The 16363-nt window shown below is 61.0% G+C and carries 18 protein-coding genes; 6 read left to right on the forward strand and 12 right to left on the reverse strand.

Going from position 1 to position 16363, the window contains the following annotated elements; translation table 11 throughout:
* Window positions 1–3: 3 nt before the first annotated feature.
* The 11 genes from B9Z51_RS09760 to B9Z51_RS09810 form a co-directional block, all read right to left on the reverse strand.
* A complete protein-coding gene (locus tag B9Z51_RS09760; RefSeq protein WP_108374067.1) occupies window positions 4–717 on the reverse strand; it encodes an ABC transporter ATP-binding protein in 714 nt (237 codons plus the stop codon).
* The gene (locus B9Z51_RS09765) at window positions 714–1481 is read right to left on the reverse strand and encodes an ABC transporter ATP-binding protein (RefSeq protein WP_369958917.1); all 768 of its coding nucleotides are present in this window, start codon (window positions 1479–1481) and stop codon (window positions 714–716) included. Before B9Z51_RS09765 ends, B9Z51_RS09760 begins: the two co-directional genes overlap by 4 nt.
* Complete coding sequence (locus B9Z51_RS09770) at window positions 1478–2458, reverse strand: branched-chain amino acid ABC transporter permease (protein ID WP_108374071.1); 981 nt, start codon at window positions 2456–2458, stop codon at window positions 1478–1480. The genes B9Z51_RS09765 and B9Z51_RS09770 overlap by 4 nt, the downstream gene beginning before the upstream one ends.
* The gene (locus tag B9Z51_RS09775) at window positions 2455–3327 is read right to left on the reverse strand and encodes a branched-chain amino acid ABC transporter permease (protein ID WP_108374073.1); all 873 of its coding nucleotides are present in this window, start codon (window positions 3325–3327) and stop codon (window positions 2455–2457) included. Before B9Z51_RS09775 ends, B9Z51_RS09770 begins: the two co-directional genes overlap by 4 nt.
* A gap of 26 nt (window positions 3328–3353) precedes the next feature.
* On the reverse strand, window positions 3354–4556 hold the full coding sequence (locus B9Z51_RS09780; protein WP_108374075.1) for an ABC transporter substrate-binding protein: 1203 nt from the start codon (window positions 4554–4556) through the stop codon (window positions 3354–3356).
* 22 nt (window positions 4557–4578) lie between these two features.
* Window positions 4579–5382 (reverse strand): GntR family transcriptional regulator, encoded by an 804-nt coding sequence (locus B9Z51_RS09785; protein ID WP_199227500.1) that lies wholly within the window; start codon window positions 5380–5382, stop codon window positions 4579–4581.
* A 141-nt stretch (window positions 5383–5523) separates the two neighbouring features.
* Window positions 5524–6018 carry a pantetheine-phosphate adenylyltransferase gene (gene coaD, locus B9Z51_RS09790; RefSeq protein WP_108374077.1) on the reverse strand — a complete coding sequence of 165 codons (495 nt, stop codon included), beginning with the start codon at window positions 6016–6018 and terminating at the stop codon, window positions 5524–5526.
* 45 nt (window positions 6019–6063) lie between these two features.
* Window positions 6064–6708 carry a 16S rRNA (guanine(966)-N(2))-methyltransferase RsmD gene (gene rsmD / locus B9Z51_RS09795; RefSeq protein WP_108374079.1) on the reverse strand — a complete coding sequence of 215 codons (645 nt, stop codon included), beginning with the start codon at window positions 6706–6708 and terminating at the stop codon, window positions 6064–6066.
* A gap of 329 nt (window positions 6709–7037) precedes the next feature.
* On the reverse strand, window positions 7038–7355 hold the full coding sequence (locus B9Z51_RS09800; protein WP_108374081.1) for a cell envelope biogenesis protein TolA: 318 nt from the start codon (window positions 7353–7355) through the stop codon (window positions 7038–7040).
* A 124-nt stretch (window positions 7356–7479) separates the two neighbouring features.
* Entirely contained in the window at window positions 7480–8850 is a 1371-nt protein-coding gene (locus tag B9Z51_RS09805; RefSeq protein WP_369959060.1) for a M16 family metallopeptidase, read from the reverse strand.
* 55 nt (window positions 8851–8905) lie between these two features.
* Window positions 8906–10357: a pitrilysin family protein gene (locus tag B9Z51_RS09810; RefSeq protein WP_108374083.1), complete on the reverse strand. Its 1452-nt coding sequence runs from the start codon at window positions 10355–10357 to the stop codon at window positions 8906–8908.
* 28 nt (window positions 10358–10385) lie between these two features.
* On the opposite strand from B9Z51_RS09810, the gene ftsY reads away from it, so the two are divergent.
* The 3 genes from ftsY (at window position 10386) to pth (ending at window position 13413) form a co-directional block, all read left to right on the forward strand.
* A complete protein-coding gene (gene ftsY / locus B9Z51_RS09815) occupies window positions 10386–11450 on the forward strand; it encodes a signal recognition particle-docking protein FtsY (RefSeq protein WP_108374929.1) in 1065 nt (354 codons plus the stop codon).
* Window positions 11451–11585: 135 nt separating this feature from the next.
* Entirely contained in the window at window positions 11586–12518 is a 933-nt protein-coding gene (rpoH, locus tag B9Z51_RS09820; RefSeq protein ID WP_108374085.1) for an RNA polymerase sigma factor RpoH, read from the forward strand.
* A gap of 259 nt (window positions 12519–12777) precedes the next feature.
* Window positions 12778–13413: an aminoacyl-tRNA hydrolase gene (gene pth, locus B9Z51_RS09825; RefSeq protein ID WP_108374087.1), complete on the forward strand. Its 636-nt coding sequence runs from the start codon at window positions 12778–12780 to the stop codon at window positions 13411–13413.
* Window positions 13414–13470: 57 nt separating this feature from the next.
* Here pth and B9Z51_RS09830 read toward each other — a convergent pair whose 3' ends face one another.
* Window positions 13471–13719: a YfhL family 4Fe-4S dicluster ferredoxin gene (locus B9Z51_RS09830; RefSeq protein WP_108374089.1), complete on the reverse strand. Its 249-nt coding sequence runs from the start codon at window positions 13717–13719 to the stop codon at window positions 13471–13473.
* Window positions 13720–13907: 188 nt separating this feature from the next.
* On the opposite strand from B9Z51_RS09830, the gene B9Z51_RS09835 reads away from it, so the two are divergent.
* From B9Z51_RS09835 to B9Z51_RS09845, 3 genes are read left to right on the forward strand one after another with little or no spacing between them, the layout of a single operon-like run.
* A complete protein-coding gene (locus B9Z51_RS09835; RefSeq protein ID WP_108374091.1) occupies window positions 13908–14750 on the forward strand; it encodes a 3',5'-nucleoside bisphosphate phosphatase in 843 nt (280 codons plus the stop codon).
* The gene (locus B9Z51_RS09840) at window positions 14747–15643 is read left to right on the forward strand and encodes a DMT family transporter (RefSeq protein ID WP_108374093.1); all 897 of its coding nucleotides are present in this window, start codon (window positions 14747–14749) and stop codon (window positions 15641–15643) included. Before B9Z51_RS09835 ends, B9Z51_RS09840 begins: the two co-directional genes overlap by 4 nt.
* Window positions 15644–15660: 17 nt before the next feature.
* Window positions 15661–16284: an L-threonylcarbamoyladenylate synthase gene (locus B9Z51_RS09845; RefSeq protein ID WP_108374095.1), complete on the forward strand. Its 624-nt coding sequence runs from the start codon at window positions 15661–15663 to the stop codon at window positions 16282–16284.
* Window positions 16285–16363: the final 79 nt, after the last annotated feature.

Raw genomic sequence — 16363 nt, forward strand, 5'->3', positions numbered from 1 at the left:
TCCTCACATGCCCAGATAGGCTTGTCTCAGCGTGTCGCTGGCCAGCAGTTCAGAGGGCGTGCCGGTGAAACGGATGAGGCCGTTTTCCATCACATAGGCCCGGTCCGCGATGTCCAGTGATTGGCCCACGTTTTGTTCCACCAGCAAGACCGCCAAACCGCTGCTGCGCAATTGCGACATCAGGCCAAACATCTCTTCCACCAGCAACGGCGACAAACCCAATGAGGGCTCGTCCAGAATCAGCAAACGCGGCTCGGCCATCAGGCCGCGACCGATGGCCAGCATTTGTTGCTCGCCGCCACTCAAGGTGCCAGCCAGTTGCGTCACACGCTCTTTCAGGCGCGGGAAGGTTTCATACACCTTGTCCAGGTTCTGCACTCGGCGCTCGCGACCCCGGGTGAAGGCCCCCAGCTCCAGGTTCTCATGCACGCTCAAATTGGGGAAGACCTTGCGGCCTTCAGGCACCTGAATGAGCCCCTGCATGACCACCTGTTTGCTGTGCTGGCCCGTCAGGTCGTGGCCGTCAAACTGCACCCGGCCAGCGCGGGTGGCCACCAGGCCACTGAGCGTGTGGTTGAGCGTGGTCTTGCCTGCGCCATTGCTGCCCAACAGCGCCACCAGCTCGCCGGGCATGACCTGCAGATCCACACCGCGCAAGACCTCGACCGCGCCATAGCCCGATTGGAGGCCTTTCACATCCAGCAAGGCTTCGGTCATGCCAACACCTCCTGGCCTTGAGCGGCGCTCTTGCGCAGCCGCTCGGCCGTGCCGTGGCCCAGATAGGCCTCGACCACGGCGGGGTTGTTCGTCACCTCGGCCGGTGTGCCGTGGGCGATCAACTGGCCTTGTGCCAACACCCAGACTTCTTGCGCCAGGCTCATGACCGCTTGCATGACGTGCTCGATCATGAGCACCGTCACGCCGCTTCGCGCAATGCCCTGCACCACCGGAATCATCTCGGCAATCTCTTGCGGGTTCAGGCCCGCCAGCACCTCGTCCAGCAACAAAAGGCGCGGACGCGTGGCCAGCGCCCGGGCCAGCTCCAGCCGCTTGCGACCCGCCACCGTGAGGTCACTGGCCAGCTTGTCGAGTTGCGGTGTCAGGCCCACTTGTTGCGCCACCGACTCGGCCTGCTCCAAGGCCTGAGCGCGGCGTGGCAGATGCAGATGCGCCCCCACGGCGATGTTTTCACGCACGGTTTGGGCGGCAAAGGGTTGCACGATCTGGAAGGTGCGGGTCAGTCCCATGCGGGCATTCAAGTGCGGCGACTGGCCGGTGATGTCGTGACCCGCCAAGGCCACACGGCCCGTGTCGGGTTTGAGGAAGCCCGACATGAGCGCAAACAAGGTCGTCTTGCCCGCGCCATTGGGGCCGATCAGCGCACTCAGGCGCCCTTCGGTCACCGACAGGCTGACGTTTTGCACGGCTTTGAGGCCGCCAAAGGATTTGCCCACGCCGTCGATGTGCAGCAGCGTGCTCATGATTTGTCTCCGTCAGACGATTTGTTGCCACGCAGCCACTGCATGGGCGTGATCGTGCCCAGGCCTGCGATGCCTCGGGGCAAGAACATCACAATCAGGATCAGCACCGAGCCGTAAATCACCATGTTGATGCCCGGCAACTGGCCGAATAAATTGCGCGTGAGGTCGGCCAGGATGTGCAGGCTGATGGCCCCCAGCAGTGGCCCCCACAGCGTGCCCAGCCCCCCCACAATCGCCCCCACCAAGGCCTCGACCGAGGTGTGCGAGCCGTAGGCAATGCCTGGGTCAATGTATTGAAAAACCTGCACGTAAAACGCGCCGCCTGCGCCCATCAAGCCACCCGACAAGATGGTGGCCACCAGCTTGACGCTGAAGGGGTTGACACCAATGGCCCGCGCCGCGTCTTCGTTGTCGCGCACGGCTTGCAGGTAAGCACCAAAGCGCGAGTGCCGCAGCCAGGCCGTGATGCCCAGCGCCAGCGTGACCAAGCCCAGCATGAGCCAGATGAAGCCCGACCGGCTGACAAACTGCATGTTGGCGGCCGACTCCTGAAGCGGCAGCATCAGGCCCACACCGGCACCGGTGAAAGGCACTGAAGTCGCCACGATGCGGAACACCTCGGCAAAGGCCAGCGTGACCAGCGCGAAGTACGAGCCCTTGAGGCCATAGCGGAACGAAGCCGCCCCCACAAAAGCGCCCACACCGGCTGAGAAGGCCATGGCCAGGGGCAGGGCCAGCCAAGGGTTCAGGCCCCACTGCATTTGCGCGATGGCCTGGACATAAGCCCCAGTGCCAAAAAACAGCGCATGCCCGAAAGAAAATTGCCCGCCGAAACCACCCAGCACGTTCCAGGCCTGCGAGAGCAGGCAGGCATACAAAGCCGTCATGACGAAGTTGAGCACCACACCCGATTGGGTGAAAAACGGGACAGCGCCGATGACCAGCACAAACAGCACAATGGCGCGAAAGTCTTTCATGCCTTCGCTCCAAAAAATCCTTGCGGCCTGAGCATCAGCACCGCAATGAAGATCACAAAAATACCCACTTGCCCGAGCGATTCACCCAGCAGCAAACCGCCCAGCGACTCGACCACACCAATCAGCAAACCGCCCAGCAAGGCGCCAGCAAAACTGCCCATACCGCCCAGCACCACGATGGTGAAGGCCACCAACACAAAGCCGTTGCCCACCTGCGGGTTGACGTAATAGGCCGGCATCAAAAAGCAAGCTGCGGCTCCGAGGCTGGCCAGGCCCAAACCAAAGCACATGGCGTACACATGGTCCACATCGATGCCCATCAAACGGGCACCCTGCTTTTCTTTGGACACCGCACGGATGGCGCGGCCAAGATCGGTTTTTTGCACGATCCACAGCAGCACCGCCGACACCACCAGAGCCCCACCAAAAGCCACCAGCTTGGGCAAGGCGATGAAGGCCGGGCCGATCTCGACCGTGCTCAAGGTGTACGCCGTGTCGATGCTGCGGGTGTCGGACTTGAAGAACAACAGCGCCAGGTTTTCCAGCACGATGGACAGGCCCAGCGTGACCAGCAAAATGTTTTCGTCCTTGCCGTGGCTGGCGCGGTTGATGACGCCGCGCTGCAAGGCATAGCCCAGCACAAACATGGCGGGCACCATGATGGGCAAGGCCAGGTAGGGGTCGACCCCGAGCTTTTCCTTGAGCATGTAGACACCGTACAGCGCCACCATCAAAGCCGCGCCATGCGCGAAATTGATGATGTGCAGGACGCCATAAATCAGCGTCAGGCCCAGCGCAATGAGCGCGTACACGGCACCGGTGGTGATGCCGTTGAGCACTGACGGAAACAGGATGTTCAAGTCGAGCATCGGGGATCTTCCAGTTCAACGCCAGATCAGCCCTTGAGCGGGAAGATCGGCTCTGCCTCGCGGTAATCGCGCGGCACGATCACCTTGATGTCACCTTTTTGAACTTGGGTCATCAAAGGTTGCGCACCCATGTTCTGCCCATTCACAAACTGCGTCGGGCCATACGGCATGATGTGGTTGGCAAACTTGCTCGAAGCCAGCGCGTCGGTGATGGCCGCACGGTCTGGCGACTTGGCGCGCTCAATGGCATCGGCCAGCAGCATCATGGCGGTGTAGGTCATGAACACTTCGTAGCTGAAGAACTGGCCTTGCGCTTCGACACGTTTTTTGAGTTCGGCCGAGCGCTTGTCCCTGGGGTTGAACCAATGGTTGCAGTCGATGATGCCGTTGGCCGCTTCGGGAAATTCCTTGACAAACTTGTAGCTCGAAGCCGCACCGCCCAACACCGAACAAATGGCCTTGGGCGTGATTTTTTGCTGCTGCAAGGTGCGCACCAGCAAGGCGTATTCGTTGTAGTAATTGGCCGGGATCAGGATGTCAGGATTGACCTGCTTGATGCGCAGCGCGATGTTGTTGAAGTCACGCGTGGGGTTGGCGTGCTTGATGATCTCTTTGACTTCGTAGCCATAACCAGGCAACTCTTTGGCCAGCAGGTTGGCAGTGCCGGTGCCAAACAGCGACTCTTCGTGCACGATCATCACGGTGCGGGCGGGTTTGCCTGCGGCGGTGTTCAGGGCGTGCAAACTGGCCACCGCCACCTCGGCGCTTTTCTTGTAGCCAGGGCCAAAGCGGAAAGTGTTTTTCAGGCCGCGCTCGACGATCTGATCGGCCACGCCCACGTCCACCACATGGGGCAGGTTGTATTTGGCGGCGGCTTGTGTGGTGGCCAGGCAAATGGCGGATGCAAAGGCACCGACGACAGCGCTGACACCGGCCTCGTTCATCTTCTCGATTTCGGCAATGCCTGCTTGCGGATTGGACTGTGCATCGCCCAGCATGGCCTCGATCTTGGCGCCACCCAGTGACTTGATGCCACCGGCCTTGTTGATGTCGTCGATCGCCATTTGCGCACCCATGCGGCACTGCTGGCCCGAGTAAGCCAAAGCGCCCGTTACGGGGTGCAAAACACCGACTTTGACGGGCTTGGGTTGCGCCCCTCCCACCAACGGAAACGCGAGTGCCGAGGCTGCGGCTGCAGACTGGCCCATGAAATGGCGACGTGTGGTCATGGAAACATCCTTTTTGTGAAGGTCAATGAAAGTTGGCGGACAACTCTTGGCTCACCCACACCTTGGCATCGATGCTGCCAACGCGCGACAGCTGCATCTGGTATTCGTACCGGTCCGGTCGGTACAGGCCATGCAGCCATTGGACGGGACGGTCATCCTCGTCGTAAATCAAACGCCGCACCGCCAACAAGGCCGATCCGACGGCAACATCCAGGTGCTGGGCCATGAGCACATCGGCCAGCCGGGCCGAAATGGTTTGTTCGGCCCGCCCTACTTTGACACCCGACTCTTCGAGCAACACCAGGATGGGCTTTTGCGCCAGCTCGCGTTTGCCAAAGCCCGCAGAAATTGATTCAGGCACCCAGGTGGTGATGTGGGACAGCGGGCCTTCAGGCGTGCTGCGCACCCGCTCAGCTTTTTGCACAGCCGCACCCGACTGCAATTGCAAAGCCGCCGCCACATCCACCGGCGCACGCATGCGCTCCACCGACAACACCTTGACCTTGGTGCGCAAACCCATGGTCACCAGGTTTTCAAGCAGTCCCGTGAGGCGCGCCTGCTGCCCCGTGGCCATGGTGGCCGCTTGCATCTGCACCTCTTGCGCACGATCCGCCACCGGCCGTGTACCCCGCCCGGGTTCGCGGCGAATCAGGCCCTCTTGGGCCAATTGCGACAAGGCCCGCCGAATCGTGACACGCGCCACGCCAAACTGCCCCATCAAGGCGATCTCACCAGGCAGCCCCGCATCAAAACGCCCTTCACGCAACTGCTCACGCAGCACCAGATAAATCTGGTGGTACTTGGGCAATGGCAAGGCGGGATTCATGCTTTGGATCGTCAATCAGTCCTAATGTTCTGTCAATAGGACAAACAGGTCCCATGCATGAGACATTTGATCAGGATTTACCCTGAATTCAGACTGCCGAGCAGGCCGCCCAAAAGCCTTGGGCTGACCATTTTGGGAGGCTCAGGCCTTGAGCGTCACCTTGGCCCGCAAGGCCTGGAGCACAGGGGCAGACACCAGACCCGAAACGTCGCCGCCCAGTTTGGCGATTTCACGCACCAGGGTGCTGCTGATGTGCTGAACGGCGGCGCTGGTGTGCAGGAAGACGGTGTCCAGCTCGGGGGCCAGGTGTCGGTTCATGCCCGACATCTGGGTTTCGTAGTCATAGTCGGTCACCGAGCGCAGGCCGCGCACGATGACTTGGGCGTTGTGTGCCTGCACAAAATTCACGATCAGGCCATCAAAAGGCAGCGCGCTGACATTCGGGCAATCGGCCAGGGCGGCCTGCGCCAGCGCCAGCCGTTCGTCCAGGGTAAACATCGTGTTTTTGTGGTGGGCTTTGGCCACAGCGATGATGACCCGGTCAAACATCCGGGCTGCTCGGCGGATGGCGTCTTCGTGCCCCAGGGTGATGGGGTCAAAGGTACCGGAATACACAGCGGTAACAGATCGGCTCATGGGCTTGTCCTTGGACGAATGGCAGGGCAAATGGATGTCGGAAAATTATGCAGTGCGCTTGAGCAAGTGCGCATGAACCGCACCGGCTTTGAGGTGGCGCTCGGCATGCAAGCCAAGCACCTGGAGTGCTTCTGGCGTCCAGACCACCGGGGCTTCGAGGTAAATCCAGCCGCCCACAGGCACTGCCCTGACAGCAGCCTGGAGTGCAGGCTCAAACAAGAGGCCCTCAAAGGGCGGATCGATGAAAACCAGGTCCACGCTGCCCGCAGGCAAGCGCTGCAAGGCGCTGATGGCGTCGCTGCGTTGCACCTGCACCATGCCGGCCTGCAAACGCACAGCGTATTCCTGCAGGGCACGCACCAGCAAAGGGTCTTGTTCGAGCATGAGCACATGCGAAGCGCCGCGAGATGCCGCTTCGAACCCGAGCGCGCCCGTGCCCGCAAAGGCATCGACACAACGCCAGCCGCGCAGGTCTTGCCCCAGCCAGTTGAAGAGGGTTTCACGCACGCGGTCGGGCGTGGGGCGCAGGCCGGGCTTGTCGATCACTTTCAGGCGGGTTCTGCGCCACTGGCCACCAATGATGCGCACTTCGTGTGCGGCGTGCCCCTTGGGGCCACGCTGCGTGGTTGGCTTGGCTGCAGGCTTGCGCGCAGACGACGCCACGGTTCGTTTTTTGGGAGTTGGAGGCATAGGCGGCAAGTGTAAAGGCCGCGAGCAAGCCATGACTGCGCACCGGGTCTGGATGGATTGCGGGCCTGGGCAACAGTCGATGTCGGGGCTCAAGCCGCCGACAAATACGGCCCCCGCAGGTCGGCTCTGACGGTTGTCCACTACGGCACAGGCCCCATGTCGGGGTCTTCGACCACCGACCTACGAATACAGCCCCCCGTAGGTCGGTAGCTTCAGCTCCGACGTTTTTTGCTTCGGCCAGGGCAAGAAAAAACCAGCACTCGGCTGGTTTTTCAGGGCAGGGTCGCATGCCTCATGCGACGCCAGACTGTGTGTCTGGCGTTCACCGCTTATTTGCCTTGTGGGGCTTTGACGTCAGTTTTCACTTCTGCTTTGGGGGCTGCCTTTTCAGCGCCTTTGGTGACAGGAGCGGCTGCTTTGTCTGCGGACTTGGCTGCAGCTTCTTTGGCAGCTTTCTGTTCAGCTTTGGCGGCGGCTTTTTTCTCGGCTTTGGCCGCTTTGGCTTCGGCCTTGGCATCTTTCATGTCAGCCTTGGCGGGCGCAGCAACTGCTGCGGGTGTGGCGGTCGCCGCTGGGGCGGCAGGCGCTTGAGCGAATGCACCGGCAGCGAAGAAACCGGCAACCAGGGTAGCGAGCAACTTGTTCATGAGAAGACTTCTTTCATTCAGGTTTGAAGCCCAACACCTTGTTGGACTTGCAACTACAACGCGGCCCGATGACTTGGTGAGGACGAAGTGCTGGGTGCAGTTGTAACGCGGTGTGTCCGATCATTCAGGGCGCGCTGGCGCCCAACACCACGGTGACCATGCGCTCGGGTTGCAACACCCGCGCCATGGCCCGGCGCACATCGGCAGCAGTCACGCGCTCGACCTGCTGCGTCCAGGTGTCCAGGTAATTCAAGGGCAGTCGATTCCAGGCGATGTTGGCCACGTTGTCCAGCAGTTTGCGGTTGCTGTCGATGCGCAGAGCAAAGCCACCGATCAGATTCGATTGGGCCGCTTTCAATTCAGCCTCGGTCGGGCCTTCGCGCACGAAGGTTTGCACCACATCTTTGGCCACCTGCAATGCTTGAGCAGCTTGGTCAGGACGGGTTTGCAAACCCACCGTGAAGGCCCCGGCATGCAAGCCCGGCGAAAAATAGCTGTAAACGCTGTAACTCAGGCCCCGCTTTTCGCGCACCTGTTCGGTCAGGCGCGAGACAAAACCGCCACCGCCCAGAATGTGGTTGCCCACCAGCAGGGGGAAAAAGTCGGGGTCGTTGCGCTTGTAACCGGGCTGGCCCATCAGTACCTGGGCTTGTGCCGAGTCAAAAGGCACCGTCAAATCCTGGGCCTGGGTCAAAGCGGCCACTTCAGGCACTGCGGGCGAGGGCTGGCAACCCGACTCGCTGGGCCACAGCGCCAGCAGGCGTTTGACCAGGTCATCGGCCTGCGCACGCGTCATGTCGCCCACCACGCTGACCGATGCCTGGCAAACCCGCAGTGCTTTGCCGTGCAGGGCACGCAAATCTTGCGCGGTGATGCGTGACAAGGACTCGGGCGTCGCTCGGTAGCCGTAAGGGTGCGGCCCATACACGGCCTGCGCAAAACGGTTTTGTGCCACGGTGCCGGGCTGGGTCAAAGATTCACGCAGGCTGGCCGACAGCTTTTCCCGGTCCCGCACCCAGACCATTTCGGGAAAGGCCGGATGCGCCATTTGCCTTGCGGCCAGGGCCACCGCCTTGCTCAGCAAATCCGGGTAGCTCAAACTGCGCAAGGAAAAACTCAAGCGGTCACCGCTGGCGCTGCCGCCAAAACTGGCGCCCAAATCGGCCCATGCCTCGCCGATTTGGTTTTCATCGAGGGCCTGGGCATACGGCCCTTTTCCAGACGGATCGGCACGCAGGCCACTGGCCATTTGCCCGGCCATGACCGAAGCCAAACCCGCTTGGGCTGCAGGGTCACGGCGGCTGCCCGCGTCCAGGTCAATCTGCACATCCACCATCGGAAGGGCATGGGTTTCGACCAGGTACACCCGCGCACCGCTGGCTTGCGTCCAGTGCGCGATGGGCAAGGCTGCTTGCGCCCAAGCTGCACAGCACAGGCTGGCCCCCACCAACACCGAACGCAGCCGAAGAACCGGTGCCGCAGGCAATGACAACATCTTGGACATGTAGAAATTCACTTTCATGGGGTAACGAGGGTCAAGCACAACGCGCTCAATGCCGCGCACCCGCAGGGGCACGGCGTGGACGGGGCTTGCCTGACAGCGCTTGGGGACGCAGGATGCCCACGGTGAGGCTGTCATCGCCAAAGTATTTTTGAGCCACGGCTTGCACCTGTGCAGCCGTCACCTGGCGCAAACGGGCCATGATTTGCGTGCTTTGATCGGGGGGCATGCCCAAAACCCAGGCCACGCCCAACTCTCGGGCCTGGTTAAAGACCGAGTCCAGTTTGTAGATTTCACTGGCGACCCACTGGGTTTTGACGCGCTGCAATTCATGTTCGGCCACGCCTTGCTCGGCCACGCGCTGAACTTGTGCGCGCAATGCAGCCTCCAGCGCTTCAGAGGTCTGCCCTTTGGCGGGCACACCGTCCAGATAAAAGAACTGCGGGCCACGGCCCATCAAGCCGTTGTGTGCACCCACGCTGTCGGCCAGGCGGTTCTCGCCTTGGGTCAGCGTCCGCTCCAAACGGGCACCGCTGTAGCCATCCAGCACGGCCGCGAGCACCGTCAAGGCCAGCGCATCGTCATGCTCTGGCGTGACGTCCAGGCTGGCCAAACGCGGCACTTTGAACGCCAAAGTGACATAAGACTGTTCCGCTGGGGCCTTGAATTCAAAACGCCGCACGCCTTGTTGCGCGGGCTCTTGCTGCGGCTTGCGTTCAGCCACGGCCCCCCCGGTGATACCGCCGTAGTAGCGATCGGCCAAGGCTTTGACTTGTGCCGGGTCCACATCTCCAGCCACCACCACCACGGCATTGGCAGGGGTGTACCACTTGCGGAAAAAGTCGCGGGCGTCTTGCGCCGTCATGGCATCGAGGTCGCTCATCCAGCCCACGATGGGACGACGGTAAGGCGAGGCCATCAAGGCCGTGGCCGACAGGATTTCATGCAATTGCGCTCGAGGGTTGTCTTCGGTGCGCATGCGGCGCTCTTCCTTGACGACCTCGAGTTCTTTGGCAAATTCGGCGTCAGGCCATTGGTTGTTGGCAAAGCGGTCAGCCTCCAAACGCATCACCGCTTCGAGCTGGTTGGACGGAATCTGCTGGTAGTAGCCGGTGTAGTCTTTGGAGGTGAAGGCGTTTTCGCGCCCCCCCAAAGCGGCCACCCGGCGCGAAAACTCGCCCGCAGGCAACAAAGGAGTGCCCTTGAACAGCATGTGTTCCAGCACATGGGCCACGCCGCTGGTGCCATCCACCTCGTCCATGGCGCCCACACGCAGCCAGACCATGTGCACGGCCGTGGGGGCACGGCGGTCGGGCTTGACCCACAAGCTCATGCCGTTGGCCAAGGTGAATGTCTGAACCGAGGCAGCTGCTGCGTTGCTGGTAATGCCGGGCTTGCCCGTTTGACTGACGGGGCTGGTGGATGTCTGCGCCCACAAGGTCAATGGGGATGCCAGCAAGGTGGCACTCAGGAAAATTCCGGAAAGAAAGTGGGGTTTCATAGAATGCATGATCCTTGAAAACCCAGCCATGTTCAGTTTCTTCAAAAAAAAATCCCCTCCCCCTGACGTCCAATCCCCTGCTGCTGCCCCCACTCAAGCGCCAATGGCCCCGGTCAAACCGCCTGTAGCGATAGCCAGCTCCACCGACGTGTCCAGTGCACAAGCAACAGACGCCAACGTGCCTGCGCCCGCTGCGCGACAAGGCTGGATGGATCGGCTCAAGGCCGGTTTGCGCAAAACCGGCTCCAACATCACCACCGTCTTCACGGGCACCCGCATTGACGACGACCTGTACGAGGAACTGGAAACCGCCTTGCTGATGGCCGACACCGGCGTCAAGGCGACCGAGTATTTGCTGCAAGACCTGAAACGCCGGGTCAAGGAAGCCAAAGCCACGCAGCCCCCCGAAGTCAAGGCTTTGCTGGCAGATGCCATTGCCGATTTGCTGCAACCGCTGCAAAAACCGCTCGAAATCGGTGCCCACCACCCGACCGTCATCATGGTCGCGGGCGTCAACGGCGCAGGCAAAACCACCTCGATTGGCAAGCTCACCAAACACCTGGCCGATGACGGCTTGAGCGTGTTGCTGGCCGCTGCCGACACCTTCCGCGCTGCGGCCAAAGAGCAGTTGGCCGTCTGGGCCGACCGCAACACGGTGGAAATCGTCAGCCAGCAAGGTGGCGACCCGGCGGCCGTGAGCTTTGACGCAGTGACCGCTGGGCGCGCCCGGGGCAGGGATCTGGTGCTGGTGGACACCGCCGGACGCCTGCCCACCCAGCAACACCTGATGGAAGAGCTGAAAAAAATCAAACGCGTGGTTCAAAAAGCCGATGCCACGGCACCGCACGAGGTCTTGCTGGTGATCGATGGCAACACCGGCCAAAACGCCCTGGCCCAGGTCAAAGCCTTTGACGAAACCCTGGGCCTGACCGGCCTGATCGTGACCAAACTGGACGGCACCGCCAAAGGCGGCGTTCTGTGCGCCATTGCACGCGAGAGGCCGATCCCGGTCTATTTCATTGGGGTGGGCGAGCAACTGCAAGACCTGGAAACCTTCGATGCCCGGGAGTTTGCCCAGGCGCTGCTGAACTAAAAAGAAGCGCTCCAGAAGTAACACCTCGACAAATCAAGGGTTAACCCTAATTACTCCAGGGTGTAGGCCCTCCGATTTAGCACTCCACCCAGGAGAGTGCTAATATTCAAGGAATTCTCTGAAAGGAGTTCTGGTATGTCTGTTCAAACTGGATCCCCCACCCAAGCTATCGCATTGACCAATCCTTGGGCCGTGGTGCCTTCGCTGGGTCACCTGGATGCGTACATCTCCGCGGTCAACCGCATGCCCATGCTCACCCTTGAGGAAGAGCAAGAGGCCGCCCGCCAACTCAAAGCCAACGACGACCTCGAAGCCGCCCGCAAACTGGTGCTCTCGCACCTGCGCCTGGTGGTGTCGGTGTCGCGCCAATACCTCGGTTACGGCCTGCCCCACGGCGACCTGATTCAGGAAGGCAATGTGGGCCTGATGAAAGCCGTCAAGCGCTTTGATCCCGATCAGGGCGTGCGTCTGGTCAGCTACGCGCTGCACTGGATCAAGGCAGAAATTCACGAGTACATCCTGAAAAACTGGCGCATGGTCAAAGTGGCCACTACGAAGGCTCAGCGCAAGCTGTTTTTCAACCTGCGCTCAATGAAGCAGGGTTTCAAGGCCGACGCAGATGTGGGCACACACCGCGACACCCTGACGCCAGACCAGGTCGACTCAATGGCGCACAGCCTGAATGTCAAGCGCGAAGAGGTACGGGAAATGGAAATGCGCATGTCCGGTGGCGATGTGCTGCTGGACCCGGCACCCTCTGATGACGGCGAACAGGCATTTGGCCCGATCGCTTACTTGGCTGACGTGAACCATGAGCCCACCGCCATGATCGAAGCGCACCAGCGTGACGTGATGGCCAGCGACGGTCTGGCCACGGCGCTCAACGCACTGGACGAACGCAGCCGCCGCATCGTGGAAGAGCGCTGGCTCAAGGTCAACGACAACGGTTCGGGCGGCATGACGCTCCACGACTTGGCGGATGAGTATGGCGTGAGCGCCGAACGCATTCGCCAGATCGAAGTCGCAGCCATGAAAAAAATGAAAAAAGCATTGGTCGAGTTCGCTTGATCAAGCGTCAAGAGCGGCTGTGACATGTCGGTGGTCGAGGACCCCGACACCTGCTGAATCCACCCACAACGCCCCTTGTCGACCCGTCTGCCATGTGGCAATGCCCGTGTCGATGACTTCGGTGCACAAGCATTGTCGGACTCTTCGAGTACCGCCCTACAGCAACCATCTGACCTCGTAGGTCAGCGGTCTAAGACCCCGACATGGGCGGGCCGTCGGCGTCAGGGCACGATGCTTGGGACAGGGATAATCCAGACCCATGATCAAACTCTTAGTCGGCCTGGGCAATCCCGGCAGTGAATACGAAGACACACGGCACAACGCCGGTTTCTGGTGGATGGATGCGGTCGCCCGCGAACTCAAGGTGTCCCTGGTGCCCGAGCGCAGCTACCATGGCCTGATGGCCCGGACCACGGTCAATGGGCAAAACCTGTGGCTGCTGGAGCCGCAAACTTTCATGAATTTGTCGGGCAAATCAGTCAGCGCCTTGGCCAGGTTCTTCAAAATCCAGCCGCAAGAAATTCTGGTGGCGCACGACGAACTCGACATTGCGCCAGGCGAAGCCAAACTCAAGCTGGGCGGCAGCCATGCCGGACACAATGGGCTGCGCGACATCCATGCCCAGTTGGGAACAGCCGACTATTGGCGCCTGCGCATTGGCGTGGGCCATCCGGGGGTCAAAGCAGAAGTGGTGAACTGGGTGTTGAAAAAACCGATGGCAGAACACCGTCAGGCCATCGAAGACAGCATCGCCCGTTCCGTCAAGGCCTTGCCTTTGCTGCTGGCGGGCGACATGGAAAAAGCCATGGCCCAAATCCACACCAGCAAGCCCCCGCGCCCCAAACCGCCCAAGCCCGCCAAACTGACACCACCGGAAACCCCTGCGGCAGCGTGAAAGCCAGCGGGACTTGCTGTCCGCCATGGCAAGGGCAGGAATGGGCTCAAACCGCTTTTACGGTTTTTGCAGGCGCCGGTATTTGGCCCACAAGGATTCCTGGCTTTCCACATGCTGTGGGTTAACTGGAATGCATGCCACCGGGCAGACCTGAACACACTGCGGTTCATCAAAATGCCCCACGCACTCGGTGCACTTGCTGGGGTCGATTTCATAGATTTCTTCGCCCAGATAAATCGCCTGATTCGGGCATTCGGGCTCACACACATCGCAGTTGATGCATTCGTCGGTGATCATCAGTGCCATGTCGCAGGCTCCGGCAGGGTCATCAGGTTCATGGCACGATTATCGGCCAGGCACAACACCCCGACCGGGTGCAAGGCTGTTCACCAAACACTCGCGCTCGAGTTGCGGTTTCCCCATTTTGGTGGGTCATTGCAGGCCTGCATCGGGCACCACGGCGCATGCGCCTAAAATGAACTGTGGAATCCATCATGAACGCCGACCTGCACTGCCATTCCGTCATCTCTGACGGCACCCTCACCCCCGAAGTCCTGGCCGAACGCGCCAAAGCCAATGGCGTTGAACTCTGGGCCTTGACCGACCACGATGAAGTTGGCGGCCAGCAGCGGGCTTTGACCGCCGCACGGGCTTTGGGACTGCCGTACCTCACGGGCACTGAAATTTCGGTCACCTTTGCCAATCAGACGGTGCACATCGTCGGTTTGGGCTTTGACCACCTCAACACCGCCCTGACCGAAGGTTTGCGCCGCACACGCGGTGGCCGCAGCGAACGTGCCCAGGAAATGTCCGAAGGACTGGCCAAAGTCGGCATCCTCAACTGCTACGAAGGTGCCTTGAAGTACGTGGGCAACCCGGAACTGATCTCGCGCACCCACTTCGCCCGACATCTGGTGGACACGGGCGTGTGCAGCGACACCTCGGAGGTGTTCCGCAAATTCCTGACCGAAGGCAAACCCGGCTACGTGCCACACCGCTGGGCACGCCTGCAAGAGGCGGTGCAATGGATCACCGATGCAGGCGGCATGGCCGTGATCGCCCACCCAGCACGCTATGGCTTCACCCCCAACGAAGAGTACGCCCTGTTCAGCGAATTCAAAGCCCATGGCGGGCGCGGGGTCGAAGTCATCACCGGCAGCCACTCGTCTCAAGAGGCCGTACGTTACGCCGAGACAGCGCTGGAGTTTGGCTTGGCCGCGTCACGCGGCAGTGACTTCCACAGCCCCGACGAGAGCCGCATCGACCTGGGCACCCTGCCCTGGCTGCCCAGCCAATTGACCCCAGTATGGGAACTGCTGGCTGACCGCATTCAGTGAACAAGTCCGCGCACCACACCCTTCAAGGCATTGGTTTTGCCGTGCTTGCGCTGGCCTGTTTTGCCTCACTGGACACCACCACCCGACACATCAGCACCAGCACCCCCTTGCTGGTGGCCCTGTGGTTTCGCTATGCCATCCAGGCGGTGATCACCACGGTGGTCGTCTGGCCGGGACGCGGGGTCAAGGTGCTGCACACCCTGCACCCGCGTTTTCAATGGGCCCGGGGCATGCTCCTTTTTGCCTGCAGCATTTTGGCGTTTTACAGCCTCAAATACATGCCCGTGGGCGAGTTCACGGCCATTGCGCTGCTGGCGCCACTGGTCATCACCTTGTTCGCGGCCTGCATGCTCAAGGAACAGATTCGCCCCCTGCGCTGGCTGCTGGTGGTGGGCGGGTTTGCAGGCACCTTGGTCATCATCCGCCCCGGCAGCCACCACTTTGACTGGACGGTGATCTTGCCCCTGATGCTGGTGGTGACCAACTCGGGTTTCCAGATCCTGACAAGCAAGATGGCCAAAACCGAAGACCCGATCACCATGCACCTGTACACCGGCTGGATCGGCACGATTTTGGCCTCCATGATCCTGCCCTTTGTTTGGGAAATGCCGCATGACTGGACCATCTGGCTACAGCTTTTGCTGATGGGCGTGCTGGCCACCATTGGGCATTTTTTCCTGATCCTGGCTTATGGCCGAGCCCCGGCAGCCACGCTCACACCCTATATGTACACACAGATCGGCTTTGGGGTGTTGGGAGGCTGGGTCGTCTTTGACCACCTGCCCGATCAGTGGACCTTTGTGGGCATGGGCATGGTGGCGTTGTGCGGCGCTTTGGGGGCCTGGCTCACAGTGCGCGAAAATCGCCTGACGATTCAACCACCAGAATCCTAAAATTCCTCAATATCGCCATGGCACAGTTTTTCAGCGTTCACCCCGACAATCCGCAAGCCCGTTTGCTCAAGCAAGCGGTGCAATTGCTCAACCAGGGCAGCGTTCTGGCGGTGCCCACCGATTCCAGCTACGCCCTGGTCTGCCATCTGGACGACAAAAATGCCGCCGACCAATTGCGCCGCATCCGTGGGGTGGATGACAAGCACCACCTGACACTGCTGTGCCGCGACCTGAGCGAGCTGGCCAATTACGCCAGAGTGGACAACCGGCAGTTTCGCGCCATCAAGCAGGCCACGCCCGGCGCGTTCACCTTCATTCTGGAAGCGACCAAGGAAGTGCCACGCCGGGTCAGCCACCCACAGCGCAAGACGATTGGCCTGCGCGTGCCCGAGCACAAGGTCTTGCAAGCGCTGTTGGAACTGCATGGCGCCCCCCTGCTCGCGGCCACCCTCATCATGCCGGGCGAAGCGCTTCCTTTGAACGATCCCGAAGAGATCCGCGAACGTCTGGAACACCAGGTCGGGGCCGTGATTGATGCGGGCGCTTGCTCGCTGGAGCCCACCACGGTGATCGACATGACGGGTAACACGCCCGAAGTGCTGCGCCAAGGGCAAGGTGACCGCGCGCTGCTGGGGCTCTGAACAGGGCTTGGCATCCGCCTGACTCGTTAAAATCAGCCCATTCCGACTGTTGAAGTCCGCCACGGCATCTGCAGAGATG

It is taken from the genome of Limnohabitans sp. T6-5, from assembly GCF_003063315.1.
GTDB lineage: Bacteria > Pseudomonadota > Gammaproteobacteria > Burkholderiales > Burkholderiaceae_C > Limnohabitans_A.